General features: G+C 50.0%; 32 protein-coding genes. All 32 read right to left on the reverse strand.

What is annotated here, in order from left to right; translation table 11 throughout:
• Position 1: 1 nt before the first annotated feature.
• A complete protein-coding gene (locus tag KO087_RS01295; RefSeq protein WP_215506930.1) occupies positions 2-733 on the reverse strand; it encodes a copper amine oxidase N-terminal domain-containing protein in 732 nt (243 codons plus the stop codon).
• A 52-nt stretch (positions 734-785) separates the two neighbouring features.
• Positions 786-2,240, reverse strand: coding sequence for a PDDEXK family nuclease (locus tag KO087_RS01300; protein ID WP_215506933.1), 1,455 nt, complete (start codon positions 2,238-2,240; stop codon positions 786-788).
• A 9-nt stretch (positions 2,241-2,249) separates the two neighbouring features.
• Positions 2,250-3,431, reverse strand: a complete 1,182-nt coding sequence (locus KO087_RS01305; protein ID WP_215506935.1) for an SHOCT domain-containing protein — start codon at positions 3,429-3,431, stop codon at positions 2,250-2,252.
• 49 nt (positions 3,432-3,480) lie between these two features.
• On the reverse strand, positions 3,481-4,185 hold the full coding sequence (locus KO087_RS01310; protein WP_215506937.1) for an S-layer homology domain-containing protein: 705 nt from the start codon (positions 4,183-4,185) through the stop codon (positions 3,481-3,483).
• Positions 4,186-4,389: 204 nt separating this feature from the next.
• Entirely contained in the window at positions 4,390-4,731 is a 342-nt protein-coding gene (gene rplQ, locus KO087_RS01315) for a 50S ribosomal protein L17 (RefSeq protein ID WP_215506939.1), read from the reverse strand.
• 13 nt (positions 4,732-4,744) lie between these two features.
• Positions 4,745-5,692 (reverse strand): DNA-directed RNA polymerase subunit alpha, encoded by a 948-nt coding sequence (locus KO087_RS01320; RefSeq protein WP_108832119.1) that lies wholly within the window; start codon positions 5,690-5,692, stop codon positions 4,745-4,747.
• Between the two features lie 64 nt (positions 5,693-5,756).
• Positions 5,757-6,152, reverse strand: coding sequence for a 30S ribosomal protein S11 (gene rpsK, locus KO087_RS01325; protein ID WP_108832118.1), 396 nt, complete (start codon positions 6,150-6,152; stop codon positions 5,757-5,759).
• 9 nt (positions 6,153-6,161) lie between these two features.
• Positions 6,162-6,524 (reverse strand): 30S ribosomal protein S13, encoded by a 363-nt coding sequence (gene rpsM / locus KO087_RS01330; RefSeq protein WP_108832117.1) that lies wholly within the window; start codon positions 6,522-6,524, stop codon positions 6,162-6,164.
• Between the two features lie 11 nt (positions 6,525-6,535).
• Positions 6,536-6,649: a 50S ribosomal protein L36 gene (gene rpmJ / locus KO087_RS01335; protein ID WP_007556223.1), complete on the reverse strand. Its 114-nt coding sequence runs from the start codon at positions 6,647-6,649 to the stop codon at positions 6,536-6,538.
• Positions 6,650-6,665: 16 nt separating this feature from the next.
• Positions 6,666-6,884: a translation initiation factor IF-1 gene (gene infA / locus KO087_RS01340; RefSeq protein WP_068368873.1), complete on the reverse strand. Its 219-nt coding sequence runs from the start codon at positions 6,882-6,884 to the stop codon at positions 6,666-6,668.
• A 13-nt stretch (positions 6,885-6,897) separates the two neighbouring features.
• Positions 6,898-7,164 (reverse strand): KOW domain-containing RNA-binding protein, encoded by a 267-nt coding sequence (locus tag KO087_RS01345; RefSeq protein WP_215506942.1) that lies wholly within the window; start codon positions 7,162-7,164, stop codon positions 6,898-6,900.
• A gap of 6 nt (positions 7,165-7,170) precedes the next feature.
• The gene (locus tag KO087_RS01350) at positions 7,171-7,821 is read right to left on the reverse strand and encodes an adenylate kinase (protein ID WP_215506944.1); all 651 of its coding nucleotides are present in this window, start codon (positions 7,819-7,821) and stop codon (positions 7,171-7,173) included.
• A gap of 10 nt (positions 7,822-7,831) precedes the next feature.
• Positions 7,832-9,112 carry a preprotein translocase subunit SecY gene (gene secY, locus KO087_RS01355; RefSeq protein WP_215506946.1) on the reverse strand — a complete coding sequence of 427 codons (1,281 nt, stop codon included), beginning with the start codon at positions 9,110-9,112 and terminating at the stop codon, positions 7,832-7,834.
• A complete protein-coding gene (rplO, locus tag KO087_RS01360) occupies positions 9,113-9,562 on the reverse strand; it encodes a 50S ribosomal protein L15 (protein ID WP_215506948.1) in 450 nt (149 codons plus the stop codon). It abuts the gene before it with no gap.
• Between the two features lie 13 nt (positions 9,563-9,575).
• Complete coding sequence (rpmD, locus tag KO087_RS01365) at positions 9,576-9,752, reverse strand: 50S ribosomal protein L30 (RefSeq protein WP_215506950.1); 177 nt, start codon at positions 9,750-9,752, stop codon at positions 9,576-9,578.
• A 10-nt stretch (positions 9,753-9,762) separates the two neighbouring features.
• Positions 9,763-10,275 carry a 30S ribosomal protein S5 gene (gene rpsE / locus KO087_RS01370; protein WP_215506952.1) on the reverse strand — a complete coding sequence of 171 codons (513 nt, stop codon included), beginning with the start codon at positions 10,273-10,275 and terminating at the stop codon, positions 9,763-9,765.
• An 11-nt stretch (positions 10,276-10,286) separates the two neighbouring features.
• The gene (rplR, locus tag KO087_RS01375; protein ID WP_215506954.1) at positions 10,287-10,649 is read right to left on the reverse strand and encodes a 50S ribosomal protein L18; all 363 of its coding nucleotides are present in this window, start codon (positions 10,647-10,649) and stop codon (positions 10,287-10,289) included.
• A 17-nt stretch (positions 10,650-10,666) separates the two neighbouring features.
• Positions 10,667-11,203, reverse strand: coding sequence for a 50S ribosomal protein L6 (gene rplF, locus KO087_RS01380; RefSeq protein ID WP_215506956.1), 537 nt, complete (start codon positions 11,201-11,203; stop codon positions 10,667-10,669).
• 15 nt (positions 11,204-11,218) lie between these two features.
• Positions 11,219-11,614 carry a 30S ribosomal protein S8 gene (rpsH, locus tag KO087_RS01385; RefSeq protein WP_215506958.1) on the reverse strand — a complete coding sequence of 132 codons (396 nt, stop codon included), beginning with the start codon at positions 11,612-11,614 and terminating at the stop codon, positions 11,219-11,221.
• A 25-nt stretch (positions 11,615-11,639) separates the two neighbouring features.
• The gene (locus KO087_RS01390) at positions 11,640-11,825 is read right to left on the reverse strand and encodes a type Z 30S ribosomal protein S14 (protein ID WP_215506960.1); all 186 of its coding nucleotides are present in this window, start codon (positions 11,823-11,825) and stop codon (positions 11,640-11,642) included.
• A gap of 3 nt (positions 11,826-11,828) precedes the next feature.
• On the reverse strand, positions 11,829-12,380 hold the full coding sequence (gene rplE, locus KO087_RS01395) for a 50S ribosomal protein L5 (protein WP_215506962.1): 552 nt from the start codon (positions 12,378-12,380) through the stop codon (positions 11,829-11,831).
• A gap of 11 nt (positions 12,381-12,391) precedes the next feature.
• Positions 12,392-12,706, reverse strand: a complete 315-nt coding sequence (gene rplX / locus KO087_RS01400; protein ID WP_215506964.1) for a 50S ribosomal protein L24 — start codon at positions 12,704-12,706, stop codon at positions 12,392-12,394.
• Between the two features lie 14 nt (positions 12,707-12,720).
• Complete coding sequence (gene rplN, locus KO087_RS01405) at positions 12,721-13,089, reverse strand: 50S ribosomal protein L14 (protein ID WP_215506966.1); 369 nt, start codon at positions 13,087-13,089, stop codon at positions 12,721-12,723.
• A 13-nt stretch (positions 13,090-13,102) separates the two neighbouring features.
• Positions 13,103-13,357, reverse strand: coding sequence for a 30S ribosomal protein S17 (gene rpsQ, locus KO087_RS01410; RefSeq protein WP_148472399.1), 255 nt, complete (start codon positions 13,355-13,357; stop codon positions 13,103-13,105).
• Between the two features lie 3 nt (positions 13,358-13,360).
• Complete coding sequence (gene rpmC / locus KO087_RS01415; RefSeq protein ID WP_215506968.1) at positions 13,361-13,567, reverse strand: 50S ribosomal protein L29; 207 nt, start codon at positions 13,565-13,567, stop codon at positions 13,361-13,363.
• Positions 13,557-13,997, reverse strand: a complete 441-nt coding sequence (rplP, locus tag KO087_RS01420; RefSeq protein WP_215506970.1) for a 50S ribosomal protein L16 — start codon at positions 13,995-13,997, stop codon at positions 13,557-13,559. The genes rpmC and rplP overlap by 11 nt, the downstream gene beginning before the upstream one ends.
• 17 nt (positions 13,998-14,014) lie before the next feature.
• Complete coding sequence (rpsC, locus tag KO087_RS01425; protein WP_215506972.1) at positions 14,015-14,752, reverse strand: 30S ribosomal protein S3; 738 nt, start codon at positions 14,750-14,752, stop codon at positions 14,015-14,017.
• A 14-nt stretch (positions 14,753-14,766) separates the two neighbouring features.
• Positions 14,767-15,102, reverse strand: a complete 336-nt coding sequence (rplV, locus tag KO087_RS01430; protein ID WP_108832100.1) for a 50S ribosomal protein L22 — start codon at positions 15,100-15,102, stop codon at positions 14,767-14,769.
• A 13-nt stretch (positions 15,103-15,115) separates the two neighbouring features.
• Positions 15,116-15,394, reverse strand: coding sequence for a 30S ribosomal protein S19 (gene rpsS / locus KO087_RS01435; RefSeq protein WP_108832099.1), 279 nt, complete (start codon positions 15,392-15,394; stop codon positions 15,116-15,118).
• Positions 15,395-15,408: 14 nt separating this feature from the next.
• Positions 15,409-16,239, reverse strand: coding sequence for a 50S ribosomal protein L2 (rplB, locus tag KO087_RS01440; RefSeq protein WP_215506974.1), 831 nt, complete (start codon positions 16,237-16,239; stop codon positions 15,409-15,411).
• Positions 16,240-16,257: 18 nt separating this feature from the next.
• Positions 16,258-16,548 carry a 50S ribosomal protein L23 gene (rplW, locus tag KO087_RS01445; RefSeq protein ID WP_215506976.1) on the reverse strand — a complete coding sequence of 97 codons (291 nt, stop codon included), beginning with the start codon at positions 16,546-16,548 and terminating at the stop codon, positions 16,258-16,260.
• Positions 16,548-17,171, reverse strand: a complete 624-nt coding sequence (gene rplD / locus KO087_RS01450; RefSeq protein WP_215506978.1) for a 50S ribosomal protein L4 — start codon at positions 17,169-17,171, stop codon at positions 16,548-16,550. Before rplD ends, rplW begins: the two co-directional genes overlap by 1 nt.
• Between the last annotated feature and the right edge of the window lie 20 nt (positions 17,172-17,191).

Genomic DNA, 17,191 nt, shown 5'->3' on the forward strand with positions numbered 1-17,191 from the left:
ATCAATTCACTCCGAGAAGGGGCTTAAATCCGTTGCTCAGCGGATCGTATTCTAAAATCGCGGTACCTGTTTTGTTAATAAAAATGTGGCGGACGTGGTCGGTGAGGTTGTCATCTACGGGATTATCTTTTCGCAGGGTGACGAGAAAGCCATCCATCTCCTGTTGATTGTATTCCGCAAGCTCCGGCCGGGTGTCCGTGGCGTAGTAGCTTTTATCTAAGCGTCCCATGGCTGTCAGTCGGCTGATTACTTCATCCGCTGCATTGGCGTCGTTGACATAGGCTTTTAAATACTGATCGGCGGCGGTGATCCGCACCGCCCGCGCCGCGCCGTCCCATTCCACGTTCATATCGAAGATTTCGGCAATGGCTCTGAGAGGAAGCATGGTGCGATTGTTTTTTATAAAGGCCGCCGAATCTAAGGGTACGGGCCCCGCCATCTCTGCCGTACTGATCCATATCTCTTTCTTTCCGATGGGAATATAGATCTGCTTGTCGCCTTTTTCGATGGAGACGGCTTTTTCATTTTTCAGATAAAAAACCTGCGCCCCTAAATTTTCGGCGATGACCCGTACAGGCACGAAGGTTCTGGAATTTTTAATTACCGGCGGTTGATCCGGGGAGATGATTTCGCCGTTAATAAAAATCGTCACATCCTTCGGCGCCTTAAAGGCCAGGCTGAAGAGGAGCAAGGGCAAGAGCCACAGCCATTTTCTGCGATCCGTCTTTTTCATGATTTTCTCCTTTCGGCCCGGGCGGTTTTTCTTTCCATAACGTCCGGTGGATTTACTTCTTTTTCTTCTCCCCTTTCATGATCTTCTTCACGTTGTCGCCTTTTAAGTCCATGTAGTTTTCCTTCGAAATGCGGCTCGTGGTCACGCCGTGTTCCGAGTGCAGGTACTCATCCACACAGTCCAAATTGGAGACTTCGCTCCTCGTCTCGAATTCGTAGGTATGGCGGGCATCTTGATTTCTGTATTTTTTTACCATGCTGAAGAAGTAGATAAAACCGCCCACAAGCAGGAGCCAGAAAATATCTCGGCCCTCTTGAATCTTCGTGCCGTCGAATAAATCCAGTGCCAAAATAATTCGCAGGACGACGGCGGCGAAGAAGCTCGCGATCTCCACGAGAAGAGATACGAGGAAAAGCTTGTTGTAGTTAATGGGGACGCTCCCCATGGTCTCTTTGGTTCTGGCATTCACCGCCACGTAGTGGAGCAGCTGCTTCTTGCCCTTTACCTGCATGTAGCTGTAAAGCCACACGGGCAAGTAGGCCGCTTTCCACGCGTCGCCTACGACGGTAAAGTCTTCCTGCTTCCAGCACACGCCGCGATCGTAATCCTTGAGCGTGTCTAAAATCGCCAGCCGCGCCACATCGGCACTTTGCACGTCGGTGACCTCTTTCAGCCCGCCCCTATTGGTGTCCCGTTTTTCCGAGGTATAGCCTTTCAGGTAATTGGCATTGTAGGCCACGCAATTTTCCGTGTCGAAGGGCAAAATGGAATTAATAATATTGGTGGTCTTGGTCTTGGATTGGTAATCCAACTTGTCGCTGCTGGATTCGATGACCAAGTCGTCGATGGCGATGTCGAAGTCTCGTTCCACATGGTAGGTGTCCACGTCGTATTCCCTGTGCTCCCCGTCGTCGTCTTTTACCATATAGCTGTTGGTTTCAATTTCCCCTTCCCCAGACAGCTTCATGTGGCCGTTTACATCCACCAGCATATAGGGCAAATAGACGCCGCAAATATTTTCTGTGGTAAATTCCCTTGCGAATGTGGGATGGGCGAATTTTCTTCGCTCGCCGACGAAGGTTTCGATTTCTTTTTGGGCCTCTTCTTTGGAAATGCTGAAGGGCAATAGCACATCGGGTACGGCGCCGTTTGGAATGACGCTGTTAATGGAAAGGGTGTTGCGGCACCAGTGGCAGCGGGCTTGGGTAGAGGCGGCCGTATCGACGACGACCTCCGCACCGCAGCTCTCGCATTTTAAGGTGATGACATCCTCGGCATCGACGTCGATGTCCTCGGCGCCGCTTTGAACGGTGCTTCCCTTTAATGTCTCGATGGCCGCATCGTCGGCCGCTCGAATCAGTTCAAATTCGTGGCGACAGAAATTGCAGCGCAGCTTTCCCGTCTTCGTGTTGGTCTGAATGTCTGTGGCGCCGCACTTGGGGCATTTGATTTGGCCGTTGGCTTTGTCTTGTTCTGTGACGGCGGTATTCATCTTTTCATCAGCCATAATCCACCTCTAAAGTCCCAAAAGCTCAGATTTTATTTTGTTAAACTCGTCTTCGGTAATAACGCCGGCGTCCAGTAATTTTTTCATTTGAATGAGTTTTTCCGTCGGGTCCGCTTCCTGTGATGCAGGCGCCTGTTGTTGATTGTTCATCCCTTGATTCACCGGCTGCTGTGTCGCGCCCATGACATTCCCTGCCGCGCCCATGCCCATGCCCATAAAGGCCATGTTGGCGCCGCCGCCGTTTTCTCCCGCCGCCTGCATGCCGCGGGCCACAGATTGTTGCATAAAGGAATTGCCTCGGGCGCCGGAAAGGGCATCGGCACGCTTTACATCTTTCATCATTTCCTTCGTATCCTCGTCGTATTCCATGGCGAGAATGGCGGTCTTCACGATGGTAAGCCCGCGCTCCGTCTTCCACTGATAGCCTTCCTCCACGGCCTCGGTGAGGCTCTTGGCAAAGCCCAGTTGATCCCCTTGAATGCGGCTCATGCGATTGCCTTTGGAGGGATCGTTGGTGTAGTTGGAGAAGGCGGCAGAAAGGGAACCGACCACTTCGTTGAAAAGCTGTTCCGCCGCGTCGTTATCCAAATCGCCGAAGTCGAAAACCGGCGCGTTTTGGGTCAGGAATTTTTGCGGCACGAAGTTTTTCACGAAGAGCAAGGGATCCACAATCTTCAAGGTATAAGTACCTCGGGTCACGGCGCCGACTTGGGTGCCGAAAAAGGCATCGTCCCAGTAGATTTCGCTTTGGGTGCCGAAGCGATTGTTGGGGATTTCCTTTAGATTGACGTAAAAGGCCAATTGTTGGGCGCCGGCTTGTCCGCCGAATTGAATCTTCTCCCAAGTCGACTGAATCAAGCTGCCCACGGGATCTTCTGTGGTGAAGATGCTTTGGGCGTTGGCCTCGTCGCTTTGATAGATGAATCCGCCGGGCTCTGCCACAATGCCGGTGATGGCGCCGTCTTCCATGGTAATGAGGGCCGTCCCTTCAGGTACGATGATCTTGCTGCCCGAAGTAATAATATTGTCGTTGCCCTTGGTGTTTTCACCGCGACCGTTGTTGCTGCCCTTGGGCTTGGCTGCAAAAATAGCTGCCGTGGCGGGAATGCCTTCCGGCACCATGTAAAAATCCTTCCACTGATCAGCCAGGCTTCCGCCTAAAGCGCCGGTAAATGCTTTAACAAATCCCATCTTGTCCTCCTTTTTCTTTCATATCTTTTCTTGCTTTCAGGTGATCTTCTTATCCTTTCGGTAATTCCACTCTCGCTTCGTCATACAAGAGGCGTGCGGCAAATGCCACCGCTTCATTGCGTTGAATCTTTCCGTCGGGGTTAAAGCGCATCCACTCGTCGCCTACGGCAACCCCCATGCGGTACATCTTCAAAATTTCTTGATGGTGGGGCGTGCTTCTGTCCACATCGGGAATGTCCGTTAAGGGCACGTCGGGATTTAAAAACGCCCGTCCCGGCCGCTGGTCCACGTGGGCAAACATGCCCGCCACGTCCCTTCGCTTCGCCGGTGCGTTCCAATTTTCGCAGGCATAGAGTTTGACTTGTCCTTGTGCAACTTTTGGATTTCTGTAAATTCCATTTTCGTAACAGTAGCGCAGGTATTGACCGTACCACGGCGCGGTGCGGTTCGCCTCAAAGTCGGTGTATCGTTGCATTAATCTATCGTGCAGTTTCGCCGCCATGGTGGCCACTTCCCCCATGGTCACGTAGCCCTCGGGGTCGAAGGTGGTTTCGGTGCGTCCGTTTATAATGCCCTCGTTATAAGCGCATTGAAGGTAGAAGCCGTACCAGCTGTCCTTGTCCACGTCGATAAAGGGCAGATATTCTTCCCCGTCGGGCATAATACCATTTCCTCCGGCATATGCGGTCGTTGAAACGAACGGGATGCAGACGAAAGCCGCCAGGATGAAAAGGGCTATGGATTTCTTGTTCATAGAGGACTCCTTTCTTTTTTCATCAACCGTCTGATGACAGGTTCTCCGGATAGCTTTAGTCTAATCTATATTTGTAAAGCATCCATCACCTGGAAGTATGAGATCGGGGTTTTTTGAAAAATTTTTCCACGACATTTGAAAGGAGGGCACAAAAAAAGACACCGCCCGTAAGCAGTGCCTCTATGTAGCCGGACATGCCGGCTATTAAACTAATTCGATGATGGCCATTTCTGCGCCGTCGCCACGACGGGGACCTTTTTTCAGAATGCGCGTATAACCGCCTTGACGGTCGGCGTATTCCGGTGCAATTTCTTCGAACACTTTCGTTACAACGGATTCGTCGAAGATGTAAGCCAGTGCTTGACGTCTTGCGTGAAGATCGCCTCGTTTGCCGAGGGTAATCATCTTTTCAGCCATGCGTCTGGTTTCTTTTGCACGGGTCACTGTGGTTTCAATGCGGCCTTCGCGCAATAGATCGGTTGTTAAGTTTCTTAACATGGCCCGTCTATGGGGCGTCGTGCGGCCTAATTTTCTGAGCTGTGCCACAATGGTTCCTCCTTTATTCTTCGTTTTCTCTGAGAGAGAGTCCGAGTTCGTCCAGTTTTTCTTGCACTTCTTCCAGGCTCTTCTTTCCGAGATTTCTAACTTTCATCATTTCGTCTTCGGTTTTGTCCGTGAGCTCGCTCACGGTGTTGATGCCGGCGCGTTTCAGACAATTGAAGCTGCGAACGGACAGATCCAACTCTTCCACGGTCATTTCAAGGACTTTTTCCTTTTGTCCTTCCGGTTTTTCAACCATAATGTCCATGTCGTTGACTTCTTCTGTCATGGAGACGAACAGATCCAAGTGTTCCATGAGAATCTTGGCTGCCAGAGACGTGGCTTCGTCGGCGGTCATGGAACCGTCGGTTTCCACATCCAGGATCAAACGATCGTAATCGGTACGCAAACCGACACGGGTGTTTTCTACATTCCAATTCACCATACGAATAGGCGTGTAGTTGGAATCCACGGCGATAACGCCGATCTCGGTGATTTCGTCTTTTTTCAGTTCGCTCGGCTCGTAGCCCCGGCCTCGTTCGATGACGAGTTCCATATAAAAGTTCGCATCGTCGTTTAAAGTGGCGATGTGGTGTTCGGGATTGACGATTTCCACACCGGCCGGCAAGGTAATGTCTCCGGCGACCAGTTCCCCGGCGCCCACTTTCTCAACGGAAAGGCGCACAGGTTCGTCTTGATCGCTTTTAAACACGATGCCTTTAATGTTCAGGATAATCTCCGGAACGTCTTCTAATACGCCGTCGATGACGCTGAATTCGTGTTCGACGCCGCGAATGTTGACGAAGGAAACAGCACAACCCGGAAGCGAGGAGAACAGCACTCTGCGAAGGGAGTTGCCTAATGTGATGCCGTAGCCGTTTTCCAACGGCTCGACGATAAATCTTCCCTTATTGCCGTCGCTTGATACTTGTTCAACTACAATACTAGGCTTTTCAATTTCAATCATATTTTCGCCCTCCTGGGAATGGATCTGTAGAGACTTTCTCGTGAGATGGTATGCTGTTTAACTATCAGACTCTACGACGTTTCGGCGGACGGCAACCGTTGTGAGGAATGGGGGTTACGTCTTTAATCATGGTAACTTCCAAACCGGATGCTTGTAAGGAACGGATGGCCGCTTCACGACCGCTGCCGGGTCCCTTGACGAAGACTTCAACGCTCTTTAAGCCGTGTTCCTTTGCCTTGGTGGCCGCTTCTTGAGCAGCTTCTTGTGCAGCAAAGGGCGTGGATTTTCTGGAACCTTTGAAGCCGAGTTGACCGGCACTGGACCAGGAGATGACATTGCCGCTCATGTCGGTCAAGGTCACCATGGTGTTGTTAAAGGAAGAAGCAATATGCGCTTGTCCTTTTTCAATATTCTTGCGCACTCTCTTTTTGGAGCGCGTAGCTCTACCTTGTTTAGCCATTTAGCCCTCCTACTTCTTCTTCGATACAATCTTCTTCGGACCTTTGCGCGTTCTCGCATTGGTCTTGGTTTTTTGACCGCGAACGGGCAGGCCTCTCTTGTGGCGAATGCCACGGTAGCAGTTGATTTCGCGCAGACGCTTAATGTTCATTGCGATTTCGCGTCGTAAATCCCCTTCTACATGGTATTCGTCGATGACTTTACGAATCGAGGCGATTTCCGCTTCGGTTAAGTCTTTAATATACGTGTTGAAGTCGACGCCGGCTTTCGTCAGGATTTCTTGGGCGCGGGAACGTCCGATGCCGTAAATATAGGTGAGCCCGATTTCAGCTCGTTTTTCTCTAGGTAAGTCAATACCAGCAATTCTTGCCATGCCAACACCCCCTATCCTTGTCTTTGTTTATGCTTCGGGTTTTCGCAAATCACCATGACGCGTCCTTTGCGCTTGATGACTTTGCATTTATCACACATCTTCTTAACTGAAGGTCTTACTTTCATTTCGTCCCCTCCTAAACTATTTCTTTCTCCAGGTAATACGTCCGCGGGTTAAGTCATAAGGACTCAGCTCGACGGTCACCCGATCGCCGGGCAATATACGAATGTAGTGCATGCGCAATTTACCGGAGATATGAGCTAGAATTTCGTGTCCGTTTTCTAACTTAACCTTAAAGTTTGTATTGGGCAGGGCATCAGTTACGACGCCTTCCACTTCAATGACATCTTCTTTTGCCATGGTTGCATCCTCCTTATGCCTCTTGGAAGCGAGACAGTTGTTTACGAATATAGCTATCGTTTAACGGTCTATCCTCAGGTTTCAGATCCACAAGAGAATGGGTTTTTTGCAAATGCATGGCCTTTTTCCGCTTGGGATTATCCAACGTTCTTCTCTTGCCGTCTGCCAGAAGAAGATATCTGTCGTCAATCACTTCCAAGACCACAAAGAAACCTTCTTTGTCTCTGCCCGCCTTGGATATGACTACCTGACCGACCTTAATATCTGCGGTGGTGTTCATCGACGATTAGGCCTCGTTGTCGAGCCCACGCCGTATTTGCGTAAATACATCGTCGATGGCTTTGGAACCGTCGATATCCAGTAACAGTCCTTGCGCTTTATAATAGTCGATTAACGGGGAAGTTTGTCTTTCGTAGACGTCGATGCGCTTCTTCACCGTTTCTTCCGTATCGTCATCACGTTGAATGAGCTTTGTGTTGTCGTCGTCGCAGATGCCTTCCACCTTCGGTTGTTGATTCTTCACGTGGTAGGTTCTGCCGCAGGTGGGGCAAACCCGTCTGCCGACGGCGCGATCAATAAGCAGTTCGCTGGGAACATGGATATTAACGACACAATCCAATTTGATGCCCATGGCTTCTAACGCTGCGTCTAAAGAGACGGCTTGGTTTACCGTGCGAGGGAAGCCGTCTAATAAAAAGCCTGCTTCCACATCGGGTTTTTTCAAGCGGTCCACGACAATCTCGTTGACAACTTCGTCGGGAACCAACTCGCCGCGATCCATGAAGCTTTTGGCTTTCTTGCCGAGTTCCGTGGCATTTTTAATGTTTTCGCGGAAAATATCGCCTGTGGAAATGTGAACCACATTGTACGTTTCGACGATGGATGCCGCTTGGGTGCCTTTGCCGGCGCCCGGCGGGCCTAAAATGACTAGTCTCATGTGATCCTCCTTATTTTAGGAATCCCTTATAGTGTCGCATCATTAATTGTTGTTCCAAAATTCGTGCCGTTTCCATAATAACGCCGACGACGATGATTAAACTGGTGCCGCCGAAGCTAAAGTGCATGCCCGTGATTTTTTCTAAAATCGTAGGCAAAACAGACAACAGGGCCAGGGCCAATGCGCCGGGGAAAACCAGACGGTTTACCATTTGTTGCAGGTATTCCGATGTTTTCTTGCCGGGGCGAATGCCGGGAATAAAGCCGCCGTTTTGTTGTAGGTTTTTGGAATATTCCACCGTGTTAAATTGGATGGCCGTATAGAAGAAGGTAAAGAAGACGATCAACAGGACCATGAAGATGCTGTAAATAAAGATCCCAATATTACCTGCCGGCGTAAACCATTTGGTCATGAATTTGGCCGCTTGAGAATTCGGGCCTTGGAACATGACGATAATCGATGGAATACTCATAATGGTTTGAGCGAAAATGATCGGCATGACGCCGCTCATGAGAACTTTAATGGGAATATGGGTGCTTTGACCGCCGTACATTTTCCGTCCCACGACGCGCTTGGCGTATTGAACGGGTACTTTGCGTTGCCCTTCGTTAAGCAGGACGACGAAGAAGACGATGGCAATCGCCAGGGCGATGAAAACAACGACCCAAGCCCAAGATACCATGCCTGCTGCCGCCATGCGGAAGGAAGCCCATATATCAGCGGGGAATCTGGCTACGATCCCTGCAAAGATGAGTAGAGAGATCCCGTTTCCGATCCCTTTTTCCGTAATCATTTCACCAATCCAAATCAGGAAGGTACTCCCAGCCACAACAGAGAGAATAATGACCACGTCTTGGAACGGGTTGGCGGTGTTCACTGCTTGTCTGTAGAAGCCGTAGGTGTAACCGATGGCTTGTACGGCAGCCAGTGCAACCGCTAAATACCTTGTATACTTTGCGATCTTTTTCCGTCCGGTTTCGCCTTCTTTGCTGAGCGCTTCCAAGCTTGGAATCGCAATGGTCAACAATTGAAGCACGATGGATGCCGTGATGTAGGGATAAATGCTCGTCGCAAAGACGGAGAAATGTCCGAAGTTACCGCCGCTCATTAAATCCAAGAACGAGAGTATACCACCTTGTTGTTGGTTAAAAATCTTCGCTATCGCCGACCGATCCATAAAGGGAACGGGAATGTGGCTGCCGAAGCGAAAGACCACGAGCATCAACACGGTGAAGAGAAGCTTTTTTCGAATTTCCGGGATCTTCCAAGCATCTCTAAAGGTTTGGATCATCTAGATCACCTCAGCCTTTCCCCCTGCCGCTTCGATTTTTTCAGCTGCGGATTTGGAGAAGTGGTTGGCCTTGACGTTAACAGAGACGTTAATGTCGCCGTTACCTAAAATGCGTAAGCCGTTTTTGGCGTCGGCACGCTTAACCATACCGCTTTCAATCAAGGAATCCAAGGTAACGGTCGATCCGTTTTCAAATTGGTTTAATGCGTCTACGTTTACAATGGCATATTGTTTTTTGAAAATATTGGTAAAGCCACGTTTCGGAAGACGACGGAAAAGGGGCATTTGGCCACCTTCAAAGCCGGGGCGAACGCCGCCGCCACTGCGGGCCTTTTGACCCTTGTGGCCGCGTCCGGCGGTCTTACCGGTACCGGAACCGATACCGCGGCCGAGACGTTTCTTTGCCTTGACTCCTCCACCTTCTTGAGGTCTTAAATCATGCAATTTCATTACGTCCACCTCCTTAGTCGACAATTTCAACCATAAAGTCTACTTTGTTGATCATGCCGCGGATTTGAGGTGTATCCTGTTTTTCAACGACTTGACCGACTTTTCTGAGACCTAAGGCTTTAATCGTGCGTTTGTGTTTTTCAATTCTTCCGATGGGGCTTCTTTTGAGTTTAATTTTAATGGTACTCATCACATCCCCCTTATCCTAAAATTTCGTCGACGCTTTTGCCGCGAAGTTTAGCTACATTTTCAACGGTCTTTAAAGACGTTAACCCTTCCATCGTGGCGTTCACGGTGTTTCTCGGATTGGACGATCCGATGCTGTGGGTGTAGATATCTTTAATCCCCGCAAGCTCGCATACGGCACGGACGCTTCCGCCGGCGATAACACCGGTACCGGGACGAGCCGGTTTCAAGAACACGCGGCCTGCGCCGAAGACGCCGGTTACTTTGTGGGGGATGGTGTTTCCGACCAAATTAATCTTCACCATGTTTTTCTTCGCCGCTTGGCTACCCTTGCGAATCGCTTCGGGAACTTCCAGGGCCTTGCCGGTACCGATACCGACGCGACCGTTTCTGTCGCCGACGACGACGAGGGCAGAAAAACGCATATTACGACCGCCCTTAACGGTCTTTGCAACACGGTTGATAGCAACGACTCTTTCGTCGAGTTCCGTGTCTCTATCTCTGGTATTGTTTTTCGTACGGTTCAATCTTTCCCTCCTTAGAACTTCAGTCCTGCTTCGCGAGCAGCTTCGGCTAAAGCGGCGATGCGACCGTGATAAATGTAACCGGAGCGATCGAAGACGGCTTCTTCAATGCCGTTTTCTTTTGCTTTCTTTCCGATTGCTTCACCGACGGCTTTGGCCGCTTCTACGTTCTTCGTGCTTTCCAGATTCAAGGACTTGTCCAAGGTGGAAGCACTGGCCAATGTCTTTCCGTTTACATCGTCAATCAGTTGAGCGTACAGGTGGTGCGCACTGCGGTAAATGGCAAGACGAGGTTTGGATTCCGTTCCGTTAATTTTCTGTCTGACGCGAATATGTCTCGCTTTTCGATTGCCTTGGCGATCAACTTTTTTAAACAAAACACTCCACTCCTTTCTTACTTACCGGTCTTACCGACTTTTCTGCGTACGTATTCGCCAACGTAGCGAATGCCCTTGCCCTTGTAGGGTTCCGGCGAACGGAAGCTGCGAATGTAGGCAGCGTAGGCGCCTACTTTTTGCTTATCGATTCCGCGCACGATGATTTGCGTGTTGGACGGAACTTCGACTTCGATTCCTTCGGGATCTTCAAGTTCGATCGGGTGGGAGTGACCGAGGTTTAAGTTCAGCTTTTTGCCTTGCTTTTGCGCACGGTAACCGGTACCGATGATTTCCATTTGCTTTTCGTAACCGTTGACGACGCCTTCGATGTTGTTGGCGATGAGGGTACGATAAAGGCCGTGGAGCGCGCGAATGTCTTTATTGTCATTGGGACGCGTAACGACGACTTGATTGTCTTCGACGGCGACGGTAATGGCCGGATCGATTTCAGTTTGAAGGACGCCCTTGGGCCCTTTTACTTCGACGATGTGGCCGTTGATCTTCACTTCTACGCCGGAAGGGATATCGATAGGATTTTTTCCGATTCTGGACATCTTTTTCTCCTTCCTTTACCAAACGTAGCAGAGAACTTCTCCGCCAACTTGTTCCTTGCGTGCATCGCGGTCCGTCATAATGCCCTTGGAAGTAGAGATGACGGCAATGCCTAAGCCACCTAATACCTTGGGGATTTCCGTGTTCTTTGCGTAAACGCGAAGACCGGGTTTGGAAATGCGCTTAATGCCGCTGATTACTTTTTCGTCGTTTCTTCCGTATTTTAATTCTACATTAATTTTGCCTTGCGGGCCTTCTTCAAGCACGTCGTAGCCTTTAATATAGCCTTCCTCGAGAAGGATACGGGCGATTTCCGCCTTTATTTTCGAAGCGGGAATCTCAACAGATTTATGTTTTGCATCGTTGCCATTACGGATTCTCGTAAGCATATCTGCAATAGGGTCTGTCATCATAGTCAATTCCTCCTTTCGGTTAGCCTTACCAGCTTGCCTTTCTTACGCCGGGGATTTGCCCTGCGTAAGCCAGTTTACGGAAACAAATTCTGCAAATACCGTATTTTCTCAGTACTGCGTGAGGGCGACCGCAAATTTTGCATCGGGTATAGTTTCTGGCGCTGTACTTGCTTTTACGTTTTTGCTTCGCTACCATGGATTTCTTTGCCACAGTTTAACCCTCCTTCTTTGCAAAAGGCATGCCCATCTTTTCAAGGAAAGACTTTGCCTCTTCGTCTGTTTCGGCGGTTGTCACGATGGTAATATCCATGCCGCGCAACGTGTCGATTTTATCGTATTCGATTTCCGGGAAAATCAATTGTTCTTTGAGTCCCAGAGCGTAGTTTCCTCTGCCGTCGAATGCCGTGGGTTTAATGCCGCGGAAGTCGCGAACGCGCGGCAGGGCGACGTTCATGAGCTTGTCGAGGAAATCATACATTCTGTCACCGCGAAGGGTAACTTTGCAACCGATGGCGCTGCCTTCACGCAATTTGAAGTTTGCGATGGACTTGCGCGCTTTGGTGATAATCGGTTTTTGGCCTGCGATTAAGGTCAAGTCGTTAATGGCACTTTCCAGCGCTTTCGGATTGTCCTTCGCTTCGCCCAGACCAATGTTAATCACGACCTTTTCAAGGCGAGGAATTTGCATGGTGTTGGCATACTTAAACTCGTCCATTAAAGCAGGTGCGACTTCGTTTTGGATTTTATCTTTTAATCTCGATGTCATCACAGGCCTCCTTACTTATCAGAAATCGTAGCGCCGGAGGACTTCAGGACACGTACCTTTTTGCCGTCTTTAAACTCGTAGCCGATGCGGCTTTTGGTGTTGGTCTTTGTATCGTAATACATGACATTGGATACGTGGATCGGGGCTTCAACTTTGTTGATGCCGCCGGGGTTTTGCGGTCCTCTCGGTTTTTCGTGTTTCGTCACGATGTTGACACCTTCGACGACAACGCGGTCAAGTTTCGGAATGGTACGAACGACCTTTCCTTTTTTGCCTTTGTCCTTGCCGGAAATGACTTCGACGGTATCTCCTTTTTTGATGCGCATTCTATGCCACCTCCTTAAAGAACTTCCGGAGCCAAGGAGATAATACGCATAAAGCTTTCTCCTCTGAGCTCGCGGGTTACCGGCCCGAAAATACGGGTACCTTGGGGATTTTTATCGTCCTTAATGATGACGGCTGCGTTGTCGTCGAACTTAATGTAGGTTCCGTCGGGGCGACGAATGCCTTTTTTCGAACGAACGATGACCGCCTTGACGACGGCACCTTTTTTAACAACGCCACCGGGTGTTGCGTGTTTGACGGAGCAAACAACGATGTCGCCAATGTTGGCATAGCGACGGTTCGTGCCGCCTAATACCTTGATGACGCCCAGTTCTCTTGCGCCGGAGTTGTCAGCAACTCTTAATCTGGTTTCTTGTTGAATCATCCCGAGAACCTCCTTATTTCGCTTTTTCTACGATTTGGACGAGGCGGAATCTCTTATCCTTCGAAAGGGGACGTGTCTCCATTGCGCGTACGGTATCGCCGACACTTGCTTCGTTGTTCTCGTCGTGCACCTTGTATTTCTTCGTGTTTTTGAATCGTTTATTGTAAATCGGGTGACTCTTGAAGGTCTCGACGGCTACGACAATCGTCTTGTCCATGGCATCGCTTACGACCTTACCGGAGATCACTTTTCGTTGATTTCTTTCCATAAGTTACGCCTCCTTTTCCATGTTGAGCTCGCGCTCTCTTTGGATGGTCTTCACCCGCGCGATGTCTCTTTTCACGCTTTTGATGGTGGACGGATTGTCTAATTGGCCTGTTGCAAGTTGAAAGCGAAGGTTAAAGAGCTCGTTCTTCAACTCGGACACCTTTTTATTCAGCTCGTCACCGGATAAATTGCGGATGTCTTTAATTTTCATTGCTATCGCCCTCACTTTCTTCCTTATTCTTGGCGATAAAACGCGTCTTGATGGGAAGCTTCATGGCCGCGAGACGCATGGCTTCGCGGGCAACTTCTTCTTCGACGCCGCCCAGTTCAAACAGAACGCGGCCCGGTTTAACAACGGCAACCCAGTACTCGGGTGCCCCTTTACCGGAACCCATACGGGTTTCAGCCGGCTTTTCCGTAACCGGTTTGTCGGGGAATACTTTGATCCAGATGTTACCGCCACGACGAATGTAGCGGGTCATGGCACGACGTGCGGCCTCGATTTGATTGGAAGTGATCCAGGTCGGTTCCAATGCTTGGATGCCAAAGTCACCGTAGGTGAGCGTATTGCCTCTGTGTGCAACACCCTTCATTCTCCCGCGATGTTGTCTCCGATATTTTACTCTTTTCGGCATTAACATAGTGCTTTCCTCCTCACTTACCGTCTATCTTGGCCTTGGCCTTGATTTCTGCGGCTTCCTCCGCGGCGTTTGTCGTTGTTGCCGCGACGTCTGTTGTCTCGACGATTTCTGCGTCCTTGAGGCGCTTCGGGAAGAACTTCTCCCTTATAGAGCCATACTTTGACGCCGATCTTGCCGTAGGTCGTGTCGGCTTCGGCAAAACCGTAATCGATGTCTGCACGTAAGGTTTGAAGGGGGATGGTACCTTCGCTGTAGCCTTCGCGACGGGCCATGTCGGCGCCGCCTAAACGGCCGGAGCATTGGGTACGGATTCCCTTGACGCCTAAGCGCATAACCCGTTGGATGGTTTGTTTCATGGCACGACGGAAGGCGATACGGCGTTCCAATTGTGCTGCGATGTTTTCGGCGATTAAGGTTGCATCCAAGTCGGGATTTTTGATTTCATCCACGTTGATGACGACACTTCTTCCGGTTAATTTTTCAAGTTCTTGGCGAAGCTCTTCTACGCCGGTACCGCCGCGGCCGATGACCATGCCCGGTTTTGCCGTGGAGATGGAAATCTTAACCTTGTTGGCAGCCCGTTCGATTTCGATGCGGGAAACGCCGGCTTGGAATAAGTTTTTCTTAATGTATTTACGAATTTGATTGTCTTCGACGAGGAGATCTCCAAAGTCTTTTTTGTCGGCATACCATTTGGAATCCCAATCTTTAATGATCCCTACACGAAGACCGTGCGGATTTACTTTTTGACCCATTCTTCTCCCCCTTATTATTCTCTTTCGGAAACGACAACGCCGATGTGGCTGGAGCGCTTCAGAATCGGATACGCCATGCCCTTTGCTTTGGGGCGATAACGTTTCATCGTCGGACCGTCGTTTGCGTAAGCTTCCTTGACAATGAGATCTTCGCGATCCAGGTTCAAGTTGTTTTCCGCATTGGCGACGGCGGAGTGAAGAACTTTATAAAGTTCACGGGCGCCGCGCTTCGGTGTAAATTTCAAAAGCGCCAGGGCTTCATCCACTTGTTTGCCGCGAATTTCCGCGCAAATGAAGTTGACCTTCAAAGGAGAAATGCGCACGTATTTTGCAATTGCTCTTGCTTCCATTCGTTACTCCTCCTTACATTCTCGTGGTTTTTTCGCCGCCGCCGTGACCGCGGAAGGTGCGAGTCATGACGAATTCGCCGAGCTTGTGGCCGACCATATCTTCGGTGATGTAGATCGGTACGTGTTTTCTACCGTCGTGAACGGCGATGGTGTGGGACACCATTTCCGGGAAGATCGTCGAACGACGAGACCAAGTTTTTACCACTTCTTTTTTGTTTGCTTCGTTGAGGGCGTCAATCTTCTTTAACAGATGTTCATCTGCGAAAGGGCCCTTTTTAATGGATCTGGACATTGCTTCCTCCTCCCTTATTTCGTTCTACGACGAACGATGTAACGATCGCTCTTCTTGTTCTTCTTACGCGTCTTAAGACCCAGTGCTTTCTTACCCCAGGGCGTCATCGGGGACGGACGTCCGATAGGCGAACGGCCTTCACCACCACCGTGGGGGTGATCGACGGGGTTCATTGCGGAACCGCGAACGTGGGGACGAATGCCTAAGTGGCGTTTCTTCCCGGCCTTACCTAAGTTAATCAACTCGTGGGCAATGTTTCCGACCGTACCGACGGTGGCGCGGCAGTCGACGCTGACGCGGCGGTATTCGCCGGAGGGAAGACGGAGTTGAGCCATCTTGCCTTCTTTAGCGGAAAGTTGTGCCGAGGTGCCGGCTGCACGAGCGATTTGGCCGCCCTTGCCGGGGGTCATTTCGATGTTGTGCACCGTGGTACCGACGGGAATGGCGTGTAAGGGAAGGGCGTTACCGACTTTAATATCGGCATCTTCGCCGGATTCCACTTTGTCGCCGACCTTTAAGCCCTTGGGGGCTAAGATGTAGCGCTTTTCGCCGTCTGCGTAGTTTAACAGGGCGATGTAGGACGTACGGTTCGGATCGTATTCGATTTCTGCGACCTTTGCGGGTACGCCGTCTTTGGCGCGCTTAAAGTCGATGATTCTGTATTTTTTCGCTGCGCCGCCGCCTCTGTGACGACTGGTGATGCGACCGTGTGCGTTACGGCCGGCCGATTTGTTGAGGCTGACGACCAAGCTTTTTTCAGGTTTGCTTCTGGTAATTTCTTCGAAACTGGCGACGGTCATGCCTCTGCGGCCGTTCGTCGTCGGTTTATATCTTTTGATCTCCATGAATGTCCCTCCTTAGGCTTATTGCATGTTGTCGAAGAATTCAATCGGTTGGGAATCATCCGTTAAGGTGACGATGGCTTTCTTCCAGTTGGGACGCTTGCCTACATTCATGCCTTGACGTTTGACTTTGCCTCTCATGTTCATCGTGTTGACCTTGGCTACCTTAACGGAGAAGATCGCTTCGATGGCTTTTTTGATTTCCGATTTGTTGCTCGTCTTCGCTACTTCAAAGGTGTACTTGTTTTCTTCCATCTCTAACATGGATTGTTCAGTAATGATAGGACGAATGATGATATCAAAGTTTTTCATTAGTTATACACCTCCACGATTTTGTCCAGCGCATCCTTGGTGAGGATCAGGGAGTCGTATTTTAAGATGTCGTAAACATTCATGGTGCCGACCGTAGAAACTTCAGCATTGGGAAGGTTTCTTGCGCTTAATACGACGTTCTTGTCGTTTTCTGCCGTAACGATCAATGCCTTTTTAGCGGCGCCCATCTTAGCTAATGCTTCGCTTAACGCCTTGGTCTTCGGTGCATCGAAGGTGATTTGATCGACGATGATGAGTTCTTTTTCTTGAACTTTCGAGGTTAAAACGGATTTCATGGCTAAACGACGAACCTTTTTCGGCGTCGTGTAGCGGTAGCTTCTCGGCTTCGGTGCAAAGACGATGCCGCCGCCGCGCCATTGAGGCGAACGGATGGAGCCTTGTCTTGCACGGCCCGTGCCCTTTTGTCTCCAAGGCTTCTTGCCGCCGCCGCGAACCTCTGCGCGAGTTTTGGCGGACTGTGTACCTTGACGTCTGTTGGCCAGAATGTTCTTTACGACCAAATAGACGACGTGTTCGTTAATTTCTACATTAAAGATATCGTCGGAAAGTTCGATTTCTTCTAAGGACTTACCGGCCATATCTATCATTTGGAACTTAGTCATTATTCGTGTCCTCCTCTCGC

This window comes from Peptoniphilus rachelemmaiella (assembly GCF_943169845.1).
GTDB classification, from domain to species: Bacteria; Bacillota; Clostridia; order Tissierellales; family Peptoniphilaceae; genus Aedoeadaptatus; species Aedoeadaptatus rachelemmaiella.

What these genes read in the sequence shown, in the direction of transcription:
- KO087_RS01295 (WP_215506930.1), bottom strand. Translation starts at nt 733, where the DNA reads ATGAAAAAGACGGATCGCAGAAAATGGCTGTGGCTCTTGCCCTTGCTC.
- KO087_RS01300 (WP_215506933.1), bottom strand. Translation starts at nt 2,240, where the DNA reads ATGGCTGATGAAAAGATGAATACCGCCGTCACAGAACAAGACAAAGCC.
- KO087_RS01305 (WP_215506935.1), bottom strand. Translation starts at nt 3,431, where the DNA reads ATGGGATTTGTTAAAGCATTTACCGGCGCTTTAGGCGGAAGCCTGGCT.
- KO087_RS01310 (WP_215506937.1), bottom strand. Translation starts at nt 4,185, where the DNA reads ATGAACAAGAAATCCATAGCCCTTTTCATCCTGGCGGCTTTCGTCTGC.
- KO087_RS01320 (WP_108832119.1), bottom strand. Translation starts at nt 5,692, where the DNA reads ATGATTGAAATTGAAAAGCCTAGTATTGTAGTTGAACAAGTATCAAGC.
- rpsK (WP_108832118.1), bottom strand. Translation starts at nt 6,152, where the DNA reads ATGGCTAAACAAGGTAGAGCTACGCGCTCCAAAAAGAGAGTGCGCAAG.
- rpsM (WP_108832117.1), bottom strand. Translation starts at nt 6,524, where the DNA reads ATGGCAAGAATTGCTGGTATTGACTTACCTAGAGAAAAACGAGCTGAA.
- rpmJ (WP_007556223.1), bottom strand. Translation starts at nt 6,649, where the DNA reads ATGAAAGTAAGACCTTCAGTTAAGAAGATGTGTGATAAATGCAAAGTC.
- infA (WP_068368873.1), bottom strand. Translation starts at nt 6,884, where the DNA reads ATGGCAAAAGAAGATGTCATTGAAGTGGAAGGCGTCGTAACTGATGCC.
- KO087_RS01345 (WP_215506942.1), bottom strand. Translation starts at nt 7,164, where the DNA reads ATGAACACCACCGCAGATATTAAGGTCGGTCAGGTAGTCATATCCAAG.
- KO087_RS01350 (WP_215506944.1), bottom strand. Translation starts at nt 7,821, where the DNA reads ATGAGACTAGTCATTTTAGGCCCGCCGGGCGCCGGCAAAGGCACCCAA.
- secY (WP_215506946.1), bottom strand. Translation starts at nt 9,112, where the DNA reads ATGATCCAAACCTTTAGAGATGCTTGGAAGATCCCGGAAATTCGAAAA.
- rplO (WP_215506948.1), bottom strand. Translation starts at nt 9,562, where the DNA reads ATGAAATTGCATGATTTAAGACCTCAAGAAGGTGGAGGAGTCAAGGCA.
- rpmD (WP_215506950.1), bottom strand. Translation starts at nt 9,752, where the DNA reads ATGAGTACCATTAAAATTAAACTCAAAAGAAGCCCCATCGGAAGAATT.
- rplF (WP_215506956.1), bottom strand. Translation starts at nt 11,203, where the DNA reads ATGTCCAGAATCGGAAAAAATCCTATCGATATCCCTTCCGGCGTAGAA.
- rpsH (WP_215506958.1), bottom strand. Translation starts at nt 11,614, where the DNA reads ATGATGACAGACCCTATTGCAGATATGCTTACGAGAATCCGTAATGGC.
- rplE (WP_215506962.1), bottom strand. Translation starts at nt 12,380, where the DNA reads ATGACATCGAGATTAAAAGATAAAATCCAAAACGAAGTCGCACCTGCT.
- rplX (WP_215506964.1), bottom strand. Translation starts at nt 12,706, where the DNA reads ATGCGCATCAAAAAAGGAGATACCGTCGAAGTCATTTCCGGCAAGGAC.
- rplN (WP_215506966.1), bottom strand. Translation starts at nt 13,089, where the DNA reads ATGATTCAACAAGAAACCAGATTAAGAGTTGCTGACAACTCCGGCGCA.
- rpsQ (WP_148472399.1), bottom strand. Translation starts at nt 13,357, where the DNA reads ATGGAAAGAAATCAACGAAAAGTGATCTCCGGTAAGGTCGTAAGCGAT.
- rpmC (WP_215506968.1), bottom strand. Translation starts at nt 13,567, where the DNA reads ATGAAAATTAAAGACATCCGCAATTTATCCGGTGACGAGCTGAATAAA.
- rplP (WP_215506970.1), bottom strand. Translation starts at nt 13,997, where the DNA reads ATGTTAATGCCGAAAAGAGTAAAATATCGGAGACAACATCGCGGGAGA.
- rpsC (WP_215506972.1), bottom strand. Translation starts at nt 14,752, where the DNA reads ATGGGTCAAAAAGTAAATCCGCACGGTCTTCGTGTAGGGATCATTAAA.
- rplV (WP_108832100.1), bottom strand. Translation starts at nt 15,102, where the DNA reads ATGGAAGCAAGAGCAATTGCAAAATACGTGCGCATTTCTCCTTTGAAG.
- rpsS (WP_108832099.1), bottom strand. Translation starts at nt 15,394, where the DNA reads ATGTCCAGATCCATTAAAAAGGGCCCTTTCGCAGATGAACATCTGTTA.
- rplB (WP_215506974.1), bottom strand. Translation starts at nt 16,239, where the DNA reads ATGGAGATCAAAAGATATAAACCGACGACGAACGGCCGCAGAGGCATG.
- rplW (WP_215506976.1), bottom strand. Translation starts at nt 16,548, where the DNA reads ATGAAAAACTTTGATATCATCATTCGTCCTATCATTACTGAACAATCC.
- rplD (WP_215506978.1), bottom strand. Translation starts at nt 17,171, where the DNA reads ATGACTAAGTTCCAAATGATAGATATGGCCGGTAAGTCCTTAGAAGAA.